The organism is Pseudolysinimonas sp. 10J20-29, assembly GCF_055809595.1.
This window is the reverse complement of sequence record NZ_CM147917.1, coordinates 906,804-926,263: the sequence shown is the minus strand read 5'-3', so window position 1 is coordinate 926,263 and position 19,460 is coordinate 906,804. Positions and strand designations below refer to the sequence as shown.

Here is a 19,460-nt window from a genome sequence, read left to right as displayed (position 1 = left end):
CTTACTACCGATTTGAGTTTCGCACACTTACTACCCTGTGTCAAGATATCCTCATGGACGACGTGTCGAGGGGCGATTTCGAGTCGCGCCGTGCCGCGGCCCTCGCACTGACGCGCGACTGGAGCGAAGCCAAGTCGGCCATGGCGTTAAAGGCCGCAGGACTCAGCACGACGAACGGTGCCAGACACAGTCTCGACTCGATCGCAGTCGAATTTGGCGTGTCCCGCGAGACCGTCCGCCGAAGCCGCAACTCGCTCGAGGCCGCACTCGAGACGCAGGCCGGAGCGAGCGGCGACGCCGGCAGCGAAGCTCGCGCGCCGACGACATCGCCGGAGAGCGTCACTACGGCCTCGTTGCGCGCTCTCCGGCGACTCCTCACCATGACCGGACCGCTCGACTGGGACGAAGTCCTTCGAGGCTGGGCACGAGCTCGAGGCCAGCACCCTTACACACTTCTCCCCGCCGACTGGGATTTCGCGACACGCCTCACGACCTGCGGTCGCGGATTCTCGACAACGGAGGACCGCGAGGGTCTCGCGCCGCCTACTGTGAGCGTCATCAGCTCAGAGCCCCTGGACCCCGTGAGCCAGTTCCTGTACGACACGCTCCGAACAGAACCCGGCGGTATACACCGCCGAGTTCTGTTCGTGCAAGCCAAAAAGGTCGGGTTGAAAGCGACCACGGTCGCAACGACGTTGAGCATGCACCCGGCGGTCACCCGGATGGGTCATGGACTCTGGGCCCTTCGCGGACGACGCGACTTGGCAGTCGCTCCTTCGCGACGCACGGGTGTGGCGCCAAGCAAGGTGCGGGTGCGTCCGACAGAGTTCAGGTGGGACACTACCGGCGCACTCCTGATTGAATTTTCGGTCCCCCACGGTCCGAGCCCCGTCGTCGCGATACCTCACGGGATCGCGGAGATCGTTGAAGGTCGCGCGTTTCACCCAGCCGAACGTGAAATGGCGAGTCGAGTCACGATCGGCAACGCTCGAATGTGGGGCATCGCGCCGCTCATTGCCAAACTCGGCCTCTCAGGCGGACAGCGCGCAGTCCTCGAGCTTGATCTCGTCGCGTGCACCGCGCGTTTGAGAAAGATTGAATGGAAGGACTAATCGCGTGAATGTTCGGACCTTGGAAGACGAATTCATGGAGCGGCTCAGAGCGGCGTACGAGGAGACCCATGAGAAGCCGCCGAGCGACAAATGGCTGCACGCTCTGAGCTTGAGACTCGGCTTGCTCGGACCGATCGTGACTCTCGATGAAGCAGGGGCGGCGATCGGTGTCACGCGCGAGCGAGTGCGCCAGGTCGTCGCCAAGATCAAACCCCGTCTCGCGGGGACAGAGTTGACGATGGCCGCGCCAATCGCGCAGGCGTTGGTCGCCCATTCGCCTGTCGCGGAGCCGATCGGGGAATTTCTGGCTCAAGCGGGGCTGAGTCGCTCAACTCTCACCGGCGCCGGATTCCTCAACATCCTGGCCTTAGTTGGAGTGACTTCCGACGACCTTGCCGACGACGCGATACGGGCAAAAGACGGATGGGTCGTCAGCAAAGCACACATCCCGGTACTGCGAGCGGGCGCGGTGGCGAGCAAACACACGAGCTCCTTCGGAATGACCACCGCTGAGGAGATCCGCCAAGCGCTGGCGACATCGGATCAACCACTTGACTCGCGGAGCATTGAACGTGTCCTGAAGCGTGACCGCACCGTGCGTTGGGCCGGCGAATGGCTCTGGACCGAAAAACAGAGCGAGAGCCTGCATGCGAACCGTCTGGTGAACACCGCCCGGTCAATACTTTCCGTCAACTCACCTCAGACAGTCGCCTCGATCCACGAAGGAGCGAAACGGGTGTGGAAGTTCCGCAGGCTCGACGTGCTGGCGCCGATCAGTGCAATGAAGACATTCTTCGAGGAGCATCCAGCGTTCGTCGTCGACGGCGACCTGGTCTATCCCGCGGAGACGCTCGACTACCACGCAATCCTCGGCAGCACCACGGCGACCATGATCAACGTACTGAAGGCAATTCCATCTCAGATCATGGACCGACAGTCTCTCAACGAGGCCTGTGAGGAAGCGGGGATCGCGCGCGGCACATACGGAATATGGACGACCTACGCAGAGTGGATGGAAGGATTCGGGCCAAACGTCTGGGGCTTGCGAGGGAGCTCCCCGCACCCTGCCGCCATCAACGCCGTCCGCCAAGCGGCAAGATCGCGCTTGAAGGCTGAACCACGCCGCAAGACGTGGACGTGGACTGCAGAAGGCCAGATCGCTCAGACAATGGACGTCACGACCTCGTTCCTGAGTAGCGGCGTGACTTCGTTCGCTGCGGGTGCCCACGCTCTTCTTGCCGGAAAGTCGTTCACGGCGAGATGGAAGGGCGAAGATGTCGCCACGATCAAGACCGGCGACGATCACCCCTTCTGCTGGGGTTGGCACCCACTTCTCGCAGCGTCCGAAGCGAAGCGCGGAGATGTCATGAGAGTGACGGTCGCTCTGGAATCCGCGCGGGTCGAAGTCCATATTGGCGGGCAAGAGCTCTGGGCCTAGGAACGACCGGTCTTTGCCACTCGGTGCGGGGTCCAAAGCCCACGACCGCAGCGAATGCCAGGCCACGCCGTGAAGCAATGCGCGGGGCGCGCTCGGGCTTGATGCAGCTGACACGCCGCGCTCGAAGGCTCGACCATCCGGGAACGAACTGTGCGAATCTCGCGCACACCGACGTCTGACCGCGCCACTAAATATAACTCCGCGATACGGGAGGCTGTCGTCGTGCATCTCAGCGCATCGGCTCACCGCCCGCACCATCCGGACTGTGAGCCGACCCTGTTGGCAGGCATACAACTCGACGAAGGGCAGCTGGATCAATGGGCTTTGGGCACGTGATCGCATGGATCAGCTGGGGTTGCCAGAGCCTATAGTCCACCAGTTCCTGCCTCCGGCGATTCAGTTTCGGTGCGCTCACTGCGAGCTCGTCTTCGAGTCCGAAGCGGAGCGTGCCTTTCACCTGTTCCACGGACACTTCTCGGAGCGACCGGTGATTGTCGTGCGAGGACACGAGATCGGCGCGTCGCGCCTGATCGTTGCCTCGGAGACACAACCGGTGCACTGGATATGTCACGGCATCGACTCCGTCGAGCTGAACGGCAAAGCGTTCGAGCCAGCGCACGCTTCCTCGAGGCTGGTGTCCCGCACGGAGGGCGTCGTCGACATCATCGCCTCGGGAAGCGGACACCGACGCGTCGCATAGGAAGCCAGGCCCGCTTTTCCGGACACCTCTGGTGAGGCGATGATCATCTCGGAAGGAGTCCGTGTGATGCCTGTTGCTCACCCGCCGGAGTTCCGGCGCAGGGCCCTGAATCTTGTCGCGCTGGGCAACCCGGTGGTCACGACTGCTCGCAATCTTGGGATCAGCGAGTCCTGTCTGCGGAACTGGATGAATCGCGACGGATCGACTCCGGTCGCAAGGCCGGCGCCACGACTGACGAGCATCGCGAGCTCGTCGAGCTGCGACGCCGGAACCGCGTGCTCGAGATGGAGATTGAGATCCTCACACGCGCCAGCGCCTAGTTCGCCCGGGAGAACGTGCTCCCAAAATATGGTTCCGGCTGGTCCAGGAACTCGCCGTCGTCGGGATCGCTGTCACGGTTGCCTGCCGGTTTCTCGGGGTCTCGGCCTCGGGCAACTACGAGTGGTTCGCACGGCCACCGTCGGCGCGCTCGATCGCTGATGCTTCGTTGACCGCAACGATTCGGCAGGTTCACCGGGATTCGCGCGGCACCTACGGCGCCCCGCGGGTCCTCGCCGCGCTGAGGCCCGGGCGCGGTTTTCACGTCGGAAGGAAGCGTGTCGCCCGGCTGATGCGTCAGGACGGTCTCACCGGCGCAAGCGCCGCGGCTGGAAGCCGGACACCGCGACCCATGAGGACCTCGTGAAGCGGCAGTTCCGGGCGGCTGAGCCGAACCGGCTTTGGTTTTGCGACATCACGCAGCATCGCGCAAGAGATGGCTGGGTCTACTGCGCGGCCGTGATCAACGCCTACGCGCGCCGGATCGTCGGCTGGTCGATCTCCGACCGGATCACCGCTGAGATCGTCGTCGACGCGCTCGAGATGGCCCGCCGGCGACGCCGACCCGAACCCGGAACCGTGGTCCACGCGGACCGAGGCGCGCAATACACCAGCTGCCTCTTCGGGCGTCGGCTCCGCCAAGCGGGGCTGCTCGGATCGATGTGCAGAGTCGCCTCGTCCGTCGATAACGCGCTCATCGAGTCGTTCTGGTCAACGATGCAATTCGAACTTCTCGACCGCTCGACCTGGACCTCGAAGGCGGAGCTGGCTTCGTCAATGTTCGAGTGGATGGAAGGGTTCTACAACCCGACCCGCCGACACACAGCCCTCGGAAACCTCAGCCCCGTGGAGTTAGAACGACTTCACATCCCAGCCGCAACCGCGGCATGATCAACACAAAGAAGCCGACCGGGGAACCGGGTCAGGCTCCGACAACCCTGAGGTCCTGGAGGATTTCGGCAATCCGGCGTCGGCCGTGCGCGCGCTGTTCAAACTCGACACGGCCGACATGGTCGGAAAAGACCTCGAGGGCGCCCGAGGGTGGCGACAGGTCTCCAAGATCGCTACGGGCAACGCCGGGCAGGAATACCGCGGTCGGATCAACTACCTTCCGGTTGGCCGAAAGGTGCTCGTGATTGTCCTTATCAAGCAAGACGACCAGCAACAGCAACGCCACATCGATCGACTCGCGCGCATCGGCTACCCCGCGCGATCAGCGACGAGCCGTTCTCCAGCGCGACTCCCGATCGGACACCTCGGGCGGTCGTTTGGCGCGTCCTTTTTGCACTGGCTCTCGAGTCGCACGCGCGTCCCGATTCGCCGGCCTAGTGGAGGTGCTGAAGGTCGATGTCGGTGGCTTCCCCGAAACTGATCGACTCGCTGCTCGCGGGTATCCGATCTCATCCGAGGAGCCCCCATGACCGACCCGAACTACACCGCCCTGCTGCTCGTCATCGACCGCTCCGGCTCGATGATCACCATCCGCGACGAAATGGTCGACGCGCTCAACGGACTGCTCGCCGAGCAGTCCGCCCTTGACGGGCTCCTCACCGTCGACGTCGTCATCTTCGACGGCGTCATCGAACACACCCACACCATGGCCGATGCGCGCACCGTGCGCATCGAACTCGAGCCCCGCGGCGGCACCGCCCTCATGGATGCGCTCGGCGCATCCATCCAGATCTTCGGCCAGCAGCTCGCCGCCCTGCCCGAGCATGCCCGCCCCGAGACCGTGCAGGTCATCATCGTCACCGACGGCCACGAGAACTCCAGCCGCGAATACGACCACGACATGGTCCGCGACCTCATCACCCGGCAGGCCGAGCAGTACAACTGGGACTTCGTCTTCCTCGGCGCCAACCAGGACGCCGTGCTCACCGCCCGCGACCTCGGCATCGGCCGCGACTCCGCCCTCACCTACGACGCCGGCGCCGACGGAGTGCGCGGCATGAGCCGCTCCACCAGCCGCTACATGACCGACGTGCGCCGGAAGCGCAAGCGCGGCTTCGACGAGGACGAGCGCGGGGAGGCGCGCGGGGCGTAGGCGGCGAGCCAACCAGGTGCCCCTGCCACCCGAAGTCGGGGGTGCCTCACCATCGCCGGTGAGGCACTCTCAGACGGTGAGCGATCTTCGGGAGCGGGTGCCCGGCCATTCTCTCATCGACGAGTTGCTGCGACACCGGGACCGCGGATCCATCCGACCTGGAACGGAACCCGGCACGGTCGTGATCGACGACGAGGCGATGAGCTGGTATCGCGGCGTCATCGGCGAACGACACATCGCCGCGCTTCTCGACGAGCTCGGCGACGGCTGGACGATTCTGCACTCGGTTCCCACCGGCGAATACGGCGACATCGACCATGTGGCAATCGGTGAAGCTGGCGTGTTCACCATCAACACCAAGTACAGCCCCGGCGCCCCGGTGTGGGCCGCGGGTCGGACACTGATGGTCGGACCTCGAAGCGTGCCCTACGTGAGCAGCTCCCTCCGGGAAGGACGGCGTGCGTCCGAGTCGCTTTCTCGCGCCTCAGGTCTGACCGTCCCTGTGACCTCGTTGCTCGTCTTCGTCGAACCCGAGCGGATCACGCACCGTCGTCCTCATGAACCTGCGCCGGGTGATCCTGAGTTCTTCATCCTCTCCGACCGGCAGATCCCGCACGCGCTGCGGGGCCCGTCCGTCTTCACCGCTGAACAGACCGCCGAAGTCGCCGAGGCGGCCTGCCGGCCTGAGACCTGGCGGCAGACTCCGAGCGTGTCGAGCGATCCGCGGGTCGTGCTGAGCGAATTCCTCTCGATTGAGGCGCTGGTCGGCGACGGATGGCGGCCCGGAAGCAAGACCAGCGCCACCGTGGGCAGCTCACCGAGAACGACGACCGCACCATCGCCGGAAACGCCCGAGTCGGCCTCGAAATCGCAGGTTCCCCCAAAACGCAGTCGCTCACGAGCCGACGTCGTCGTTCGCGACCTCCTCATTCCGGCGGCCATCCTTTTGGCCTTCTGGATGTGGGTGACAAGTCTGTAGATGCTCGGGGCGCATGAACGCGTCCGCACGGCGCGCGCTGGCATTGCGAGATCGGCAGTCAGATCGCCGCCACGAAGCAGTGCACGTCGAGCCCGGACACCCCCTGCCACCCGAAGTCGGGGTACCCCGCGCTCGATCGGCGAGCCATGCTCTTTTCATGAGTGATCTTCGAGAGCGCGTGCCGGGTCACTCCCTGATGGATGAACTCCTGCGCCAGTGGGACCGCGGCAATATTCGGGTCGATGAGGGCGGGACTGTCGTCATTGACGACGAGGCGCGCGGCTGGTTCGACGGTGTCACCGGCGAGCGCCGCGTCGCCGAACTCCTCGCCACGCTCGGCCCCGAATGGACGGTTCTGCACTCGGTACCCGTCGGCAACCGCGGCACCGACATCGATCACATCGCCATCTCACCCGCGGGTGTCTTCGCCATCAACACGAAGTACAGCCCCGGACGCAAAGTCTGGGCCGCGGGCCGCGGGCTGCACGTCAACGGGTTCAAACAGCCCTACATCTTCGCCTCGATCCGCGAGTCCAAGCGCGTCGAAGAGGCGCTCTCGCGAGCATCCGGCCTCGCGATCGACGTCGTGTCGCTCATCGTGTTCGTCGCGCCGAGCCAGATCACTCGCAAGGCGCCGTCGGGCGACGGCGTCACGCTGATCCAGGTCATCTCCGACCGGGAACTCGTCCGCACTCTGCGCCGCCGGCCCGTCTACAGCGACGAGCAGATCGCACGGATTGTGGACGCGGCGGTGCGACCCGAGACGTGGATGACGAAGCCGCAGCCGTCATCACCGCCGGACCATGTGCGACGTGAGTACGACGCACTCGCCGCGGCCGTCGGACCCCGGCGACCTGCGAGACCGGAGCCGAAACGCGTCAACGTGCCCGCGCGGCCGCGGCCGCGTCCTTCACTCGGCGCACGAATTGCGTCCGCACTCTCGGAACCGCCTTCGTCGTCAGCGCGACGGCCGGCGACACGGCGTCGGAGTCGCCGACGCCGCAGATCCGTCATCGAGAGGCTGATCACCGATCTGGCTGGCCCGATCGTCGGGTTGGTCGTGCTCTGGGGGCTCTACAACTCGCTCTTGAACCGCTGACGGCTCGCGCCGGAGCTCATCAGCTGCGGCTCACACGACCCCCGCCAGCTCCTGCGCCGCGGACGTCGCCACGATCACCGCGGCGATGAGCGCCACCGCGGCCGAGACGAGCAGTGACACCGCCATCACGCCAAGGCGCAGCCGGAGGCGTCGCGCGGGAACGAGGAGGCGCGCGAGCACGATCACGGCGTAGGCGAGCACCACCACGATCGCCGCGGTGAGCGCGACGCCCGCCGGCGGCAGGGTCGTCATCGGCACCAGCACGGCGAGCGACATCACCGTGAAGATCCCGCCGACGATCAGCCAGACACGGCCCGTCGAGCGGGTGAGCGCCGGCTGGGAGCGGATGCGGGTGGGGTCGTCGTCGGGAGTTGTCACGGTTCTATGGTGCGACCGCGGGGTTGGGGTGTGCTGGGTCTTCTGGGTTTCGATACGCCGCCAATGGCGGCTACTCAACCCGCTACAGCGCGGTTTCGATACGCGCGCATTGCGCGCTACTCAACCCGCAGAACCTTGCGGTTTCGATACGCCGCTCTCGCAGCTACTCAACCGGCTCAGTACCAGACGGAGAGGTGCGGGGGCACGGGCGAGCGGAGCAGCGCATCCGCGGCCGCGGCGTCGCCCGGGGTGCGCTCGTGCACACGTCCCGCCGCGGCGAGCGTCGCGGCCGACACCCCGCCGAGGTAGAGACTCGACAGCTCCGGCACGCCGAGCGACAGCAGCGGAACGCCAGCGGGCGCCTCGTCGACCGCGCGCACCGTCGCGGTGCCCGCCGCATCCGCCTCCACCAGCCAGGTGCCCTCCGCGAAGCCGTGCGGATCCGTCACCTCGAACGCGAGAGACCCCGCGGCCGAGTAGCCGCGCGCCTCGAACGCCGCCACCACATCGAGCACGCGCACATACTCGTGCTCGATCGTGCTGACCTTCGCCGCGCGGAAGTCGGCGAGCATCCAGCGCAGTGGCTCGTCGACGCTGCAGCCGCGCCGTCACCTCGCGCACCAGGTCAAGCTCGACGACGAAGCCCCACAGCGCCGCGTAGGCCTCCGGCGTCGCGTCGAGCAGGTACTTCACGTCGACGCGGTGCTCGGTGAAGTCGTCCTCGCCGCCGGAGACGCTGTAGATCACGACGCCCTGCACGACGCCGTCCGCGTCGAGATAGCGCACCGCACGCCGCTTCTTCGCCTCGGCCTCCTGCGCGGGCGCGAGCCCCGCGATCTGATCCCACCGCGACGGCCACACCGCGATCTCGCCGGGACGCTCCGCGCGCACCCGCTCGTGCAGCGACGCCACCTCCGAGCGGTAATCCTGCAGCGAGATGAACTCGACCCGGCCCGCCTCGGTGCGGCGCCGCAGCGGGCGGGCGCGGCGCGACTCGATGACCCAATCGGTCGCGAGCACGGCGGGCCCGAAGCCGTAGCGTCCGTACAGCGTCGACTCGGACACCGTCAGAATCGCGACCGGAGCGCCCAGAGCGGATGCGGTGCGCAGCTCCGCCTCCAGCAGCGAGCGCGCGATGCCCCGCCGCGTGTGCGTCGGCGCGACCGTCACCGAGCTGATCGCCCAGCCGGTGGTGGCGCGACCGCCCGGCACGCTCAGCTCGGTCGGCCAGGAGTTGATGGTCGCGACCGGCTCGAGGGTGGCGGGGGTGGCGTCGTCCCAGACGCCCGTGGTGCGGCGGTCGCCGACACCCGCACGGTGGAACGCGAGAGCATCGTCGGCGGCACGGTCGAGGTAGAAGCCGCGACCGTCGGCCTGTGTCCACGCGTCGTAGCGCGCGACTCCGGACTCGGAGTCGTCGAGGCCGTCAACCAGCGAGAGGGTGAGGCCCTGCTCGGCCAGGCGGGCGCGCGAGGTTTCGTCGATCGGGTGGAGGCGGTAGGTGCTCATAGCATTCCAGCGTAGGCGGGGTGAGGGGGTGGGGTTTCGATACGCCGCCGGAGGCGGCTACTCAACCCGCGGGGGCTTGGGGGTCGAGTAGTCGCGCAGCGACGTATCGAGGCCTTTCGGGCTTTGGGGTTTCGATACGCCGCCGGGGGCGGCTACTCAACCCGCAGAGCCTTGCGGTTTCGATACGCGCGCGGAGCGCGCTACTCAACCCGCAGAGCGTTGGGGTTTCGATACGCCGCTTTCGTGGCTACTCAACCCGCAGGCGGGCGTACTGGCCGGTGTCGGCCCAGGCGCCCTTGAACCAGAGGTCCTCGAGGTAGTGGGCCTCCTCGACCATGCCGAGGCGGCGGCACAACGCAATGGAGCGCTCGTTGCGCGGGTCGAACTCGGCGGCGACGCGGTGCAACCGCAACGTGTCGAACGCGAAGTCGAGCAGCGCCGCGGCGGCCTCGGTCGCGAAGCCCTGACCGTGGGCGTCGGGGTGGAAGGTCCACCCGATCTCGGCGGCCGCGCTGCCGGGTTCGGTGAGCGCGAAGTACAGGTCCCCGATCACGGCGCCGTCGTCGAGCCGCTCGACGGCGACCTGCCAGTAGTCGCCGCGCACCGCGAGCGTGGTGTGCGCCGCATGCTCGGCGAGCTTCGCGGCTACCTCGTCGCGGTCACGCGGCTCGAAGAGCAGATAGCGGCAGACGTCCTCGCGGCTCTGGTAGCGGTGCACCGCATCCACGTCGTCGTTCGTGAGCAAGCGCAGTCGCAGTCGCTCCGTCCGGATGCCAGGAAACTCCGCCGGCAGCGCCGGCTCCGGCGCGGCGCCCGCCGCATCACCGTACGGCACCTCGCGCACGAAGTCCGGTCCTGCCGGCGCGGGCGCCCCCGCCTCCACCGCCGCGAACTCGCGGTCGAGCACAGCCCACACCTGCAGGTCGCGCCAGCCCCCACGCAGCCAGCCGAAGTGCTCGCGCTCGGCCTCGATGCGCATCCCCAGACGGCGGCACAGCGTCGCCGAGGCGACGTTCTCGGGCTGCACCCAGGCGAACACGCGGTGAAGCCCGACCCGGCCGAACAGCTCGCGCAGCGCGGCGCGTGCCGCCTCGCTCGCGTAGCCCTGGCCCGCGTGGTCCGGGTGCAGGGCCCAGCCGACCTCCGCGCTCGCGTTCTCGACGCTCGACAGCACCGCGTGGAGGTGGCCGATGACGACGCCGTCCTCCCGCCGCTCGATCGCGAGCATCGCCAGGTCGCCGTCCGCGGCGAGCACTCCCCCGGCGGCCCATACGGCAACCTTCTCGGCGATCTCGTCGCGTGAGCGCGGAGGGAACGGCAGGTAGCGGCAGACATCCTCGCGCGACTGCACGGCATGGATGGCGTCGACATCTCGCGCGCTCACGACCCGCAGCCGCAGCCGCTCGGTCTCGATCGGCGCGACCGTGTACGGCAGCGCGGGCGCGCCGCCGCTCCCGGCGACTACTCCTTCGCCGCCCATACCGCCTCCGCCACGACCGGCGCGATGGCCGCGGCCGTGCGCGCGTAGTCCTCCGACGTTCCGAGCATCCTGCGGGTGCTCGGCGCGATCGCGGGCACGAGATAGGCCCCCGGATGCCGATTCACCCAGTCCGCCGTCGTCGCGTTGAGCTTCTCGATCGCCTGCGCGACGTGCCGCCGCACCCACGGCGAGACGTCGAGGTCGCCCGGCATGCTCGGTGCCAGCACCACGACGAGCGGAGGCTCCCCCGCGGCGACGGCAGGTTCCAGCAGCGCGAGATCCTTCCGCCACCGCGCGCTCGGCCGCAGCCGCATCGCTTCGATCAGTCCCACCAGCACCACGCGCACGTGGGGGCGCGGGGCGCCCTCCGGGCAGAGCCGGGGCGCCATGTCGTCGAGGTCGGCGCCAGACTCGCCCCAGGCGTCGATGCTGACGCCGCGCCCGAGCGAGCCCTGCAGCAGGCGGCTCAGATGGCCCGCCAGTCCGAGTTCGGCGCTGGTGACGCCGAGGCTGCGCACCATGCCCCCGCCGACCAGCCGCACCCGCAGCATGTCGTCGCCGGGACGCAGCATGCTCGGACCGGTCGGAGCGACCGGAAGACGGCCGTCGCTCGCGAGTCCGCGCATCACCGCACGCTCGACGGCACGGCCGCCGAGCAGGTGAATCAGGGTGTGAGTCAGGGTCACGTCACTTCACGGTACCGTGCCCGCGGCGAGGCGTCGAGAAGCTCAGACAAAGCGCGCCGTGGCCTGCACGCGCGACCGCACCTCGAACAGGTCGGTTCCGCCCGTGCCGATGCCGGCGATTCCGGTGCGCAGCAGCTGCACGACGCGGGGCCGCTGCACGAGCAGCGCGTGCGCCCCCTTCACCATGCCGAGCGGCACGACGTCGGCCGGTGCCGCGCCCTCCGGCACCACGATGACGAGACCCGAGAACTTCACCTTCGCCGCGCGCGCGAAGAACCGAGCCCGCGCGCCAAGCGCCTTGAGCGGCTGCTCGCCGGGCTGAAGTCCGGCGCCGATGATCTCGCCGCGCTTGACCTTGACCGGCTCGCCCCAGTCCTCGCTCAGAAGCCCCCACAGCCCGGTCGGGCCCAGCACGATGTGATCGAGCTTCTCGACCTGACTCATCGGCGTTCCGCCGGGATGCCCGACTCCGATCCGCGACGGCGGGCCGCCGCCGACTCCGGTCGACACGTCATGCCAGACGGTGAATCCGATGCCGAGCGTCGACAGCACGCGCGCCGTGTCCTCTTCGGCGATCGCGGACGCCAGCAGATGCTTGACGGTGTGCGGCGCACGGCGCAGCAGCGCCGCGTCGTAGGGGTCGGCGATGGTGACGCCGCGACCCACCCATTCGCGCAGCTCGGCGAGGTACTGCTCGCGGAACCAGCCGCCAGGATGCCCGTGCTGGCGCGTCTGCGGACGCGTGTCCTGGCGCGGCGGCGGCCCGCCGGGCGCCCAGGAGTGCCCGCCGATCACCGGTTCGCCGGCGCGGTCGAACTCTTCGCGCGCCTCGGGCGTGCCGATCAGCTCCCAGGCGCGCTGCACGCGGTGGAACTGCTCGACGTTGCCGCCGGAATCCGGGTGGGTGGCACGCAGTCGCTTGCGGTACGCCTTGCGCAGTTCGTCGTGACTCGCCGTCGCCGCAACGCCGAGCACCTCATAGGGGCTCGCGGAGAGGGGCGAATCGGGCATCGGTCGATGGTATCGAACCGGCGCGCTTCGGGCGTGCGCGGAGGTCGCGACGCGTAGTCTCGAAGGGTGACCGACGAGCGCCGTGAACTCCCCCGCCCCGGGGTGCTGCGCCGCGCCAGCCTCGAGGTGCTGCGCGCCGAGGCGCACGACGAGCTCAGCACCGTCGTCTGGGAGCGGCTGCACGGCGGCGAGGATCCGTGGGCGTTCATGGAGGTGCTGCCGACGATCGACGAGTTCGTCGTGCTGGGCCTGCGCTCCGAGTTGATCGCCGCCGACAACGGTCGCCGTCCGAGCGCCGAGGTGGATCGGCGGATGCTGCGCCAGATCGCGCTCGCCTACCCGCAGCTGAGCGAGACCGTGTGGTCGATGCTCGGCCGGCTGGATCGCCTGCGCTGGAGCGCGTAGGCGCGGACCCTTTAGACCCCGGAGCCGCCCTTGCGCGAACCGGTGTCGCGCGGCTCCCCCGCGGGGCGCTTCTCGCGCTTGATGCGCGCGTTCTCGCGCACCACCGCGGCCTGACGCTCGCGCTCGGCGACGAGCCAGTCGGGCATCTCGTCCAGCAGCGCCTTGATCTCCGGCGTGGTCAGCGGCTCGACGATGCCGCCGCGCGCGAGTCCCGAGTTCGAGACGCCGAGCTTGCGTGCGACGACCTCGCGCGGATGCGGTCCGTCGGCCCGGAGCACCTTCAGCCATTCCGGCGGGTCGGTCATGAGCGCCTGCACCTCGGACCGGGTCAGCGGCTTCGCGCGGAACTCCTCGGGCGTCGCCGCCAGCAGCAGCTCCAGCTTCTTGGCCGCGGTTGCCGGGTTCATCGTCTGCTCACTCACAGCCCCAGGCTAGCCTGAGCGGGTGGCAGATCCCTTCGTCGTGTGTTTCGTGCCGGGTGTCACCCCCACCAAGTGGGAGCGCATCTGGCGCGAACGGATGCGCCGCGACCCGCTCGAGCTGCGTCCCAGCTCGCAGGCGGAGGCGCTGGCGGCGCTGGCGGACGGGAGCGCCGCGATGGCGTTCGTGCGCGACGTCGCCGCGAGCGAGGAGCTGCACGTCATTCCGCTCTATGAGGAGACCCCGGTCGTCGTGGCGGCCAAGGAGCACGTGTTCTCGGTGGTCGACGACGTGAGCGAGGCGGACCTCGCCGAGGAGGTCGTGCAGCCCGGCGACGACGCCGACACGGTCGCGCTGGTGGCGGCGGGCGTCGGGGTGGCGCGGATGCCGCAGTCGGTCGCCCGGACCCATTCGCGCCGCGATGTCGTCGCGCGTCCGATCCGCGACGGCGCCCCCACCCGGATCGGGCTGGCCTGGCGCGTGAGCGATGCGGGCGATGCCGCGGACCCGCGCATCGACACGTTCATCGGCATCGTGCGGGGCCGAACGGCCAACAGCACGCGGCGCTGAGCGCCGGGCCCGAGGAGGCTGCGGGCGAAAACGGCCCGTTAAAAGTTACTGGCGGCGGTGACTTCGTCCGCTGTGTCCGGTTACCCCCGTAGCCGGTATTCGCGTTCTGACGATGTCACCGCCGCCCCTAGTCCCCCAACTAGTGCACTTATGAAGTTACTCATCCCACCACTGTCGCGCTCCCCCCATTCTGGGTGTCCCTCACATGTAGGACAGGACGACCGGTTCGGGGTACAAGACCGCGAGGCGCTCAGAGCTCGGAAACGGCGTCCCGGAGCATCGTGACGAGCGCCGAAAGCTGCACCGAGCCCTCCTCGCTCTCGTCGAGGTGAACGCCATCGAGGGCGCGGGCCGCGAGGCCCGCCTTGGCGTCGATGAGCTCGGAGATCCGCGCGTCGAGCGTGCCCGCGGCGATGATGCGCCAGGCGGTCACCGGCAGCCCCTGGCCGATGCGGTGCACGCGGTCGATCGCCTGCGTCTGCTCCGCGTTCGTCCAGCTGAGCTCGGCGAGCACGACGTTCGACGCGGCCTGCAGGTTGACGCCGACGCCGGCCGCCGTGAGCGAGCACACCGCGACAGCGACGTCCTCGTCGTTGGTGAACGCGTCGATCGCCTCCTGGCGCGCCTTCGAGCTCTGGTCGCCGCGGATCGAGACGGTGCGCAGCCCCGCCGCCGCGAAGTGCTTCTCCGCCGTGTCCATCACGTCGATGTGCTTGGCGAAGAACACCACCTTGCCGACGTTGCGGGCCAGGTTGACCGTGTAGTCCGCCGCCGGGGTGGCCTTGGCCTGCCCGATCTTGCGCACCATCGTGAACACGTTGTCGCCCCCCGAGGCCGCGGAACGCGACTCCTCAAGTTCGGCGTGCGCCACGAGACGGATGATGTCCTCGGGGTTCGCGTCCGGGCGCTGCGCGAGCACGCGGCGGTAGCGGTCCACGAGACGCGAGATGAGCGCCTGCTCGGCGGCGCGAATCGAGCGCCCTGCCTCCCCGTCGAGTTCGACCGGGATGTCGGCGATGCGGCGTGCGGGGATGTCGGCGGCGACATCCTCCTTCTTGCGACGCACGATGCCCATGTCGATCACGGCGCCGCGCGCAGCGGCGAAGAAGCCGGGGTCGCCGGGCGTGCGCTCGGTCTCCTCAAGCTTCTTCATCAGCTGGGCGAGCGGCTGCTTGTCGTCGATCCAGCCGAGGTACTGCCAGATCATCCGGAAGTCCTCGATCTGGTTGATCAGCGGGGTTCCGGTGAGGGCGATGAACAGGGCGTTCGGGCTGACGGCGCGGATGCTCTTCGCGATCGCGAGCACGTTCTTCGAACGCTGCGATTCTTTGTTCTTGATGAAGTGCGCCTCGTCGACGATCATGCCCTTGAAGCCGCGACGGCTGAGCCAGGCGGCGTGCCGGTCGAGGATCTCGTAGTTGACGATCGTGACGTCGGCGAAGGCATCCAGGTCGTCGCCGTCGCCGTGCACCACGGTGGCGGTGCGCTGCGGCGTCCACTTCTCGACCTCGCGCGCCCAGTTCACCTTGACGACGTTCGGCACGACCACGAGCAGCGGGTAGGAGCCCGAGACGTGGGCCGCGAGCAGCGCCTGCGCCGTCTTGCCGAGACCCGGCTCGTCGGCGAGCAGGAAGCTGCGGTGCCCGGTGCGCGCCGACTCGATGAAGCGCGCCTGGTGGATCATCAGCTCGGTGCCGCCCGGCGTCTCGCGGGTGCGCGGCGCGGGCAGGTTCATGGTCGCGGCGCCGCCGCCGGCGCCGACCTCGAAGGAGCGGAACAGCGGCTCGATGAGCTCCCAGTTCGCCAGACGTCCCTCGGTGGCCGGCTTGGCCTGCGCGGCGCTGAAGTCGGGCGCGAGGAACGGATTCGACATCTGGTACTGCTTGACCGACTGCGGGATGACCTGGCGGTCCTCCGCCGGCGTCTTCTCCGGCGTCTCGGTCACGATCACGAGATCCTCGGGGCTGAGCTCCGCTCCCGCCTCCATCAGGATCGTGCGACGCACCTCGAGCGCTGCCGTCGACAGCGGCGCCGTGTCGGTGAGCAGCTGGATCAGGCTCGTGTCGCGCGACGCCGTCTTCGCCATGATCGTGGCGATGCCGTCGAGGCGGGTGAGCTCCTTGCTGCGCTCGGCCTCGCCGAGGCTCGCATCCCCCTTGATCCGCGCGCGCTCCTCGCGCACGAGCACCGCGACGACGCGGAACCGGGTGCGGTTCGCGGCGTTCACCTTGCCACGCTCGGCCGAGTTCTCGATCGTGCGCACGATGCGCGCCAGGACGGGGATGACACCCGTCTCGTCCTGGTGCTGACGCTTGCGCTGCGGCGCAGCGCGGCGTCCCCCGTTGCGCGACTTCTGCCCGGTTTGGGCCATGATTCTCCTCGAGCATTCGCCAGAATGCCGGTCGATCCGCCTGATGCTCAGGCCGTTGCTGTGTAAAACGGGACCGCCATGCGGGATCGGCGTTCACCGTGTACTTCCCGCGGAATCCCAGACCCGGCTTTGGCCGGTGGGGCGGAACGTGGCCCCAGTCTAGCCGAATCCTCGCCTTAGCGGGTCCGCGACCCGCTCGCGGGCACGACCGCGATGCGGATCAGCATGCCCGCGGCGACGACCACGAGCACCGCGATGTACTGCATGCCCAGCCACCAGTCGCCGGGCACCGCGATCGGCAGCACCGGATTCCACACCACGGCGATCGCGCCGAGCGGCGGCACCCACCACCAGTGACGCGCCCGCACCGCGAACCAGGCGATGATCAGCGCGAAGATCGAGACGACGAACCGGATGACGAGGAACGCGTCGCTGTCGAGCAGCGCCACCCCGATGAGCAGTGCCATCGCGGCGATGACGGCGGGCGCGAGCGCGAGGCGCCGGGGCACCGGAGCGGACTCGCGCGACCTCGAAGTCATGCCGAAAGCCTATCGAGCGCGGCCGCCGCGCTCGCGCTTGTAATGTCGAGGAGTGAGCACCCCTGTCGACCGCCTGCGCGAACTCATCCGGATTCCGACCGTCTCCCGTTCGAACTCCGAGGAGGTGGACTGGGAGGCCTTCGCGGCGTTCCGGGCGAAGCTCGCCGAGCTGTTCCCGCTCGTGCACGAGCGACTCGAGCACGAGCTCGTCGGCGAGGCGTCCCTCCTCTTCCGCTGGGCCGGTCGGGACGCCGCCGCCGCGCCGCTCGTGCTGATGGCGCACCAGGATGTGGTGCCCGCCGACGAGCCCGGCTGGCAGTTCCCCGCCTTCGAGGCGGAGCTGGTGCGCGACGAGGACGGCGAGGAGCGCGTGCGCGGTCGCGGCGCGATCGACGACAAGGGCGCGCTCGGAAGCATCCTGGAGGCGGTCGAGTCGCGGCTCGCCGAGGGCTTCACCCCCGCCGCCGACGTGTACCTCGCGTTCGGCCACGACGAGGAGGTCGCCGGCCACGGCGCCCCCGCGATCGTCGACCTGCTCGAGCAGCGCGGCATTCGCCCCGGCCTCGTGGTGGATGAGGGCGGAGCCGTCGTCGAGGGCATCTTCCCCGGCGTCGCCGCCCCCGTCGCCGTCGTCGGCGTCAGCGAGAAGGGGCTCGCCGGCATCGAGCTCTCGGTGGAGCGCAGCGGCGGCCACGCCTCCACGCCCGTGCGCGACGGCGCGACCACGCGACTCGCGCGGGCCATCGTGCGGCTGGACCGCTCCCCCGCCCCCGCGCAGCTCGCCGAGCCGACCGCCGAGATGATCCGTCGGCTCGGTGCCCACACGAAGCAGCCGATGCGCTTCCTGTTCACCCATGTCGGCCTGTTCCGGGGCCTGCTCACCGCGGTGTTCTCGCGCCTCGGCCCGGAGACCAACGCGATGGTGCGCACCACCTACGCCGTCACCCGCCTGCGCGGCTCGGCGGGCGACAATGTCATCGCCGAGAAGGCCACCGCGATGGTCAACGTGCGCATTGCGGTCGGATCGAGCCTGGCGGAGGCGCTGGCCCACATCCAGCAGGTGGTGCACCGCGACGGCGTCGAGGCGCGACTCGTCTACGGCTCCGAGCCCTCGCCCGTCTCGCCCGCGAGCGGCGAGGCGTGGGAGCGGCTGTCCGCCTCCATCGGGGAGCTGTTCCCGGAGGCGATCGTCACGCCCTACGTCATGCTGCAGGCCAGCGACGGGCGGCACTTCACCCGTATCAGCGAGCACGTCTACCGCTTCCTGCCGTTCGACCTGACGACCGCGGAGCGGGCGACGCTGCACGCGATCGAACGAGAGCATCCGCGTCTCGACCTACCTGCGCGGCATCGAGTTCTTCCGCGACCTCCTCGCCCGCAGCTGACGCCGGCTACGTTCCGGGAGCCGTCTGGGCGATCCAGCCGTCGAGGGCGCTGGGGCGGTCGGTGGCGATGCCGTCGACCCCGAGCGCAAGGGCCTCGGCCCAGCTCTCCCGATCGTTGAGCGTGTAGAGCAGCACGCCGAGCCCCGCGTCGTGCATCGCCTCGACGACCTCGGGACGCTGCTCGAGCTCCTCGGTGCGGGTCATGATCGCGCTGGCGGTGTACTTCTGCACGAGCGCGACCGGGTCCTTCGGGAGGGTCTTCCGCAGCACGATCCGCGGGAACGCGGCGGCGACCTCGGAGAGCGAGGCGAGCGAGACCTTGCTGAAGCTCGCGAACGAGACGCGGTTCTGCACGCCGCGCGGGAAGATCTCGGCGACCATCGAGCGCACCTCCTCGGGCGTCCAGTCGCCCTTGAGCTCGAGCAGGGCTCGCGAGTCCGAGTCCGCGAGCAGGTCGAGAAACTCGCCGAAGGTCGGCACGAGCGTGCCGCGGAAGCGCTCGTCGTACCAGGAGCCGGCGTCGAGCTTGCGCAGCTCGTCGAGCGTCTTGTTCGCGACACTGCCGGTGCCGTTCGTGGTGCGATCCACGGTCGTGTCGTGCATCAGCACCACCTGCCCGTCGCGGGTCAACTGGAGATCGGTCTCGACGTAGGCGAAGCCGCTGTCGAACGCGGACTGGAAGGCGGGGAGCGTGTTCTCGGGCGCATCCGAGCGGTCGCCGCGGTGCGCGGCGATGAAGGCCGACTCTCCGGGACTGCGCAGCTCGCCGAACGGGCTCGCGGCGAACACGCGGACGGCGTCGGGGTTGAGCGCCATCACGAGCACGAGCCCGAGGGTGAGGGCGCTCGCGACGAGAGCGCGACGAAGCGGATGGGTGGGGTGACCGAGCTTCGGGGACTCGGCAACGGGCTGCGCTGTCGTCATTGACACGCTTTCGTTTCGGGTTCACCACGGATGTGGTCCCCGCGTCGCTGCGGGTGCCTCGAACCTAGCAGGTCGCGTTACCGGTTTGTTAT

At 68.8% G+C, this 19,460-nt stretch carries 20 protein-coding genes and 2 pseudogenes; 12 read left to right on the top strand and 10 right to left on the bottom strand.

Annotated features, from left to right (window positions below):
• Window positions 1–53: 53 nt before the first annotated feature.
• The 6 genes and pseudogenes from AC0L6Y_RS04555 to AC0L6Y_RS04530 form a co-directional block, all read left to right on the top strand.
• Window positions 54–1,112, top strand: a complete 1,059-nt coding sequence (locus tag AC0L6Y_RS04555) for a hypothetical protein (RefSeq protein ID WP_473556412.1) — start codon at window positions 54–56, stop codon at window positions 1,110–1,112.
• A 4-nt stretch (window positions 1,113–1,116) separates the two neighbouring features.
• Complete coding sequence (locus AC0L6Y_RS04550) at window positions 1,117–2,550, top strand: hypothetical protein (RefSeq protein WP_473556407.1); 1,434 nt, start codon at window positions 1,117–1,119, stop codon at window positions 2,548–2,550.
• A gap of 340 nt (window positions 2,551–2,890) precedes the next feature.
• Window positions 2,891–3,250, top strand: coding sequence for a hypothetical protein (locus AC0L6Y_RS04545; RefSeq protein WP_473556404.1), 360 nt, complete (start codon window positions 2,891–2,893; stop codon window positions 3,248–3,250).
• A gap of 39 nt (window positions 3,251–3,289) precedes the next feature.
• On the top strand, window positions 3,290–3,730 hold the full coding sequence (locus AC0L6Y_RS04540) for a transposase (protein ID WP_473556400.1): 441 nt from the start codon (window positions 3,290–3,292) through the stop codon (window positions 3,728–3,730).
• A gap of 7 nt (window positions 3,731–3,737) precedes the next feature.
• A pseudogene (locus tag AC0L6Y_RS04535) lies at window positions 3,738–3,827 on the top strand (hypothetical protein); the annotation flags it as partial.
• A pseudogene (locus AC0L6Y_RS04530) lies at window positions 3,812–4,459 on the top strand (IS3 family transposase); the annotation flags it as partial. The pseudogenes AC0L6Y_RS04535 and AC0L6Y_RS04530, both read left to right, overlap by 16 nt.
• Window positions 4,460–4,490: 31 nt before the next feature.
• On the opposite strand, the gene AC0L6Y_RS04525 reads toward AC0L6Y_RS04530, so the two are convergent.
• Complete coding sequence (locus AC0L6Y_RS04525; RefSeq protein WP_473556397.1) at window positions 4,491–4,745, bottom strand: hypothetical protein; 255 nt, start codon at window positions 4,743–4,745, stop codon at window positions 4,491–4,493.
• Between the two features lie 240 nt (window positions 4,746–4,985).
• On the opposite strand from AC0L6Y_RS04525, the gene AC0L6Y_RS04520 reads away from it, so the two are divergent.
• The 3 genes from AC0L6Y_RS04520 to AC0L6Y_RS04510 all read left to right on the top strand — a co-directional run bounded on the left by AC0L6Y_RS04520 (window position 4,986) and on the right by AC0L6Y_RS04510 (window position 7,690).
• Window positions 4,986–5,612 carry a VWA domain-containing protein gene (locus tag AC0L6Y_RS04520; protein WP_473556393.1) on the top strand — a complete coding sequence of 209 codons (627 nt, stop codon included), beginning with the start codon at window positions 4,986–4,988 and terminating at the stop codon, window positions 5,610–5,612.
• A 76-nt stretch (window positions 5,613–5,688) separates the two neighbouring features.
• Window positions 5,689–6,591, top strand: a complete 903-nt coding sequence (locus tag AC0L6Y_RS04515; RefSeq protein WP_473556389.1) for a nuclease-related domain-containing protein — start codon at window positions 5,689–5,691, stop codon at window positions 6,589–6,591.
• Window positions 6,592–6,604: 13 nt separating this feature from the next.
• Complete coding sequence (locus AC0L6Y_RS04510) at window positions 6,605–7,690, top strand: nuclease-related domain-containing protein (protein WP_473556384.1); 1,086 nt, start codon at window positions 6,605–6,607, stop codon at window positions 7,688–7,690.
• Between the two features lie 30 nt (window positions 7,691–7,720).
• Here AC0L6Y_RS04510 and AC0L6Y_RS04505 read toward each other — a convergent pair whose 3' ends face one another.
• The 5 genes from AC0L6Y_RS04505 to AC0L6Y_RS04485 all read right to left on the bottom strand — a co-directional run bounded on the left by AC0L6Y_RS04505 (window position 7,721) and on the right by AC0L6Y_RS04485 (window position 12,754).
• Window positions 7,721–8,068, bottom strand: a complete 348-nt coding sequence (locus AC0L6Y_RS04505) for a hypothetical protein (RefSeq protein ID WP_473556379.1) — start codon at window positions 8,066–8,068, stop codon at window positions 7,721–7,723.
• 120 nt (window positions 8,069–8,188) lie between these two features.
• On the bottom strand, window positions 8,189–9,577 hold the full coding sequence (locus AC0L6Y_RS04500; protein WP_473556373.1) for a GNAT family N-acetyltransferase: 1,389 nt from the start codon (window positions 9,575–9,577) through the stop codon (window positions 8,189–8,191).
• Between the two features lie 247 nt (window positions 9,578–9,824).
• On the bottom strand, window positions 9,825–11,057 hold the full coding sequence (locus tag AC0L6Y_RS04495) for a GNAT family N-acetyltransferase (protein ID WP_473556368.1): 1,233 nt from the start codon (window positions 11,055–11,057) through the stop codon (window positions 9,825–9,827).
• Window positions 11,039–11,743, bottom strand: coding sequence for an SGNH/GDSL hydrolase family protein (locus AC0L6Y_RS04490; protein ID WP_473556365.1), 705 nt, complete (start codon window positions 11,741–11,743; stop codon window positions 11,039–11,041). The genes AC0L6Y_RS04495 and AC0L6Y_RS04490 overlap by 19 nt, the downstream gene beginning before the upstream one ends.
• Before the next feature lie 42 nt (window positions 11,744–11,785).
• Window positions 11,786–12,754, bottom strand: coding sequence for a J domain-containing protein (locus tag AC0L6Y_RS04485; protein ID WP_473556360.1), 969 nt, complete (start codon window positions 12,752–12,754; stop codon window positions 11,786–11,788).
• 66 nt (window positions 12,755–12,820) lie between these two features.
• Between AC0L6Y_RS04485 and AC0L6Y_RS04480 the strand changes: the two genes are divergently transcribed.
• Window positions 12,821–13,159 carry a tryptophan synthase subunit alpha gene (locus AC0L6Y_RS04480; RefSeq protein ID WP_473556356.1) on the top strand — a complete coding sequence of 113 codons (339 nt, stop codon included), beginning with the start codon at window positions 12,821–12,823 and terminating at the stop codon, window positions 13,157–13,159.
• A gap of 11 nt (window positions 13,160–13,170) precedes the next feature.
• On the opposite strand, the gene AC0L6Y_RS04475 is transcribed toward AC0L6Y_RS04480, so the two are convergent.
• Entirely contained in the window at window positions 13,171–13,581 is a 411-nt protein-coding gene (locus tag AC0L6Y_RS04475; protein WP_473556353.1) for a DUF5997 family protein, read from the bottom strand.
• Window positions 13,582–13,603: 22 nt separating this feature from the next.
• Between AC0L6Y_RS04475 and AC0L6Y_RS04470 the strand changes: the two genes are divergently transcribed.
• Window positions 13,604–14,149 (top strand): LysR substrate-binding domain-containing protein, encoded by a 546-nt coding sequence (locus tag AC0L6Y_RS04470; protein ID WP_473556351.1) that lies wholly within the window; start codon window positions 13,604–13,606, stop codon window positions 14,147–14,149.
• A 250-nt stretch (window positions 14,150–14,399) separates the two neighbouring features.
• Here the strand turns inward: AC0L6Y_RS04470 and AC0L6Y_RS04465 are convergent, their stop codons facing one another.
• Together AC0L6Y_RS04465 and AC0L6Y_RS04460 are read right to left on the bottom strand one after the other, a co-directional pair.
• On the bottom strand, window positions 14,400–16,520 hold the full coding sequence (locus AC0L6Y_RS04465; RefSeq protein ID WP_473556347.1) for a DEAD/DEAH box helicase: 2,121 nt from the start codon (window positions 16,518–16,520) through the stop codon (window positions 14,400–14,402).
• Window positions 16,521–16,696: 176 nt separating this feature from the next.
• Window positions 16,697–17,059, bottom strand: coding sequence for a DUF6804 family protein (locus AC0L6Y_RS04460; protein WP_473556344.1), 363 nt, complete (start codon window positions 17,057–17,059; stop codon window positions 16,697–16,699).
• A 52-nt stretch (window positions 17,060–17,111) separates the two neighbouring features.
• Here AC0L6Y_RS04460 and AC0L6Y_RS04455 point away from each other — a divergent pair, with 52 nt between their 5' ends.
• On the top strand, window positions 17,112–18,563 hold the full coding sequence (locus AC0L6Y_RS04455) for a M20/M25/M40 family metallo-hydrolase (protein ID WP_473556341.1): 1,452 nt from the start codon (window positions 17,112–17,114) through the stop codon (window positions 18,561–18,563).
• Here AC0L6Y_RS04455 and AC0L6Y_RS04450 read toward each other — a convergent pair.
• Window positions 18,451–19,368: a glycerophosphodiester phosphodiesterase gene (locus AC0L6Y_RS04450; RefSeq protein WP_473556339.1), complete on the bottom strand. Its 918-nt coding sequence runs from the start codon at window positions 19,366–19,368 to the stop codon at window positions 18,451–18,453. The two genes, AC0L6Y_RS04455 and AC0L6Y_RS04450, sit on opposite strands and share 113 nt — an antisense overlap.
• Window positions 19,369–19,460: the final 92 nt, after the last annotated feature.

Excerpts from the sequence above, each read along its gene's own strand:
- AC0L6Y_RS04555 (WP_473556412.1), top strand. The coding sequence starts at position 54 with ATGGACGACGTGTCGAGGGGCGATTTCGAGTCGCGCCGTGCCGCGGCC.
- AC0L6Y_RS04545 (WP_473556404.1), top strand. The coding sequence starts at position 2,891 with ATGGATCAGCTGGGGTTGCCAGAGCCTATAGTCCACCAGTTCCTGCCT.
- AC0L6Y_RS04540 (WP_473556400.1), top strand. The coding sequence starts at position 3,290 with ATGATCATCTCGGAAGGAGTCCGTGTGATGCCTGTTGCTCACCCGCCG.
- AC0L6Y_RS04520 (WP_473556393.1), top strand. The coding sequence starts at position 4,986 with ATGACCGACCCGAACTACACCGCCCTGCTGCTCGTCATCGACCGCTCC.
- AC0L6Y_RS04510 (WP_473556384.1), top strand. The coding sequence starts at position 6,605 with ATGAACGCGTCCGCACGGCGCGCGCTGGCATTGCGAGATCGGCAGTCA.
- AC0L6Y_RS04500 (WP_473556373.1), bottom strand. The coding sequence starts at position 9,577 with ATGAGCACCTACCGCCTCCACCCGATCGACGAAACCTCGCGCGCCCGC.
- AC0L6Y_RS04495 (WP_473556368.1), bottom strand. The coding sequence starts at position 11,057 with ATGGGCGGCGAAGGAGTAGTCGCCGGGAGCGGCGGCGCGCCCGCGCTG.
- AC0L6Y_RS04485 (WP_473556360.1), bottom strand. The coding sequence starts at position 12,754 with ATGCCCGATTCGCCCCTCTCCGCGAGCCCCTATGAGGTGCTCGGCGTT.
- AC0L6Y_RS04465 (WP_473556347.1), bottom strand. The coding sequence starts at position 16,520 with ATGGCCCAAACCGGGCAGAAGTCGCGCAACGGGGGACGCCGCGCTGCG.
- AC0L6Y_RS04460 (WP_473556344.1), bottom strand. The coding sequence starts at position 17,059 with ATGACTTCGAGGTCGCGCGAGTCCGCTCCGGTGCCCCGGCGCCTCGCG.
- AC0L6Y_RS04450 (WP_473556339.1), bottom strand. The coding sequence starts at position 19,368 with ATGACGACAGCGCAGCCCGTTGCCGAGTCCCCGAAGCTCGGTCACCCC.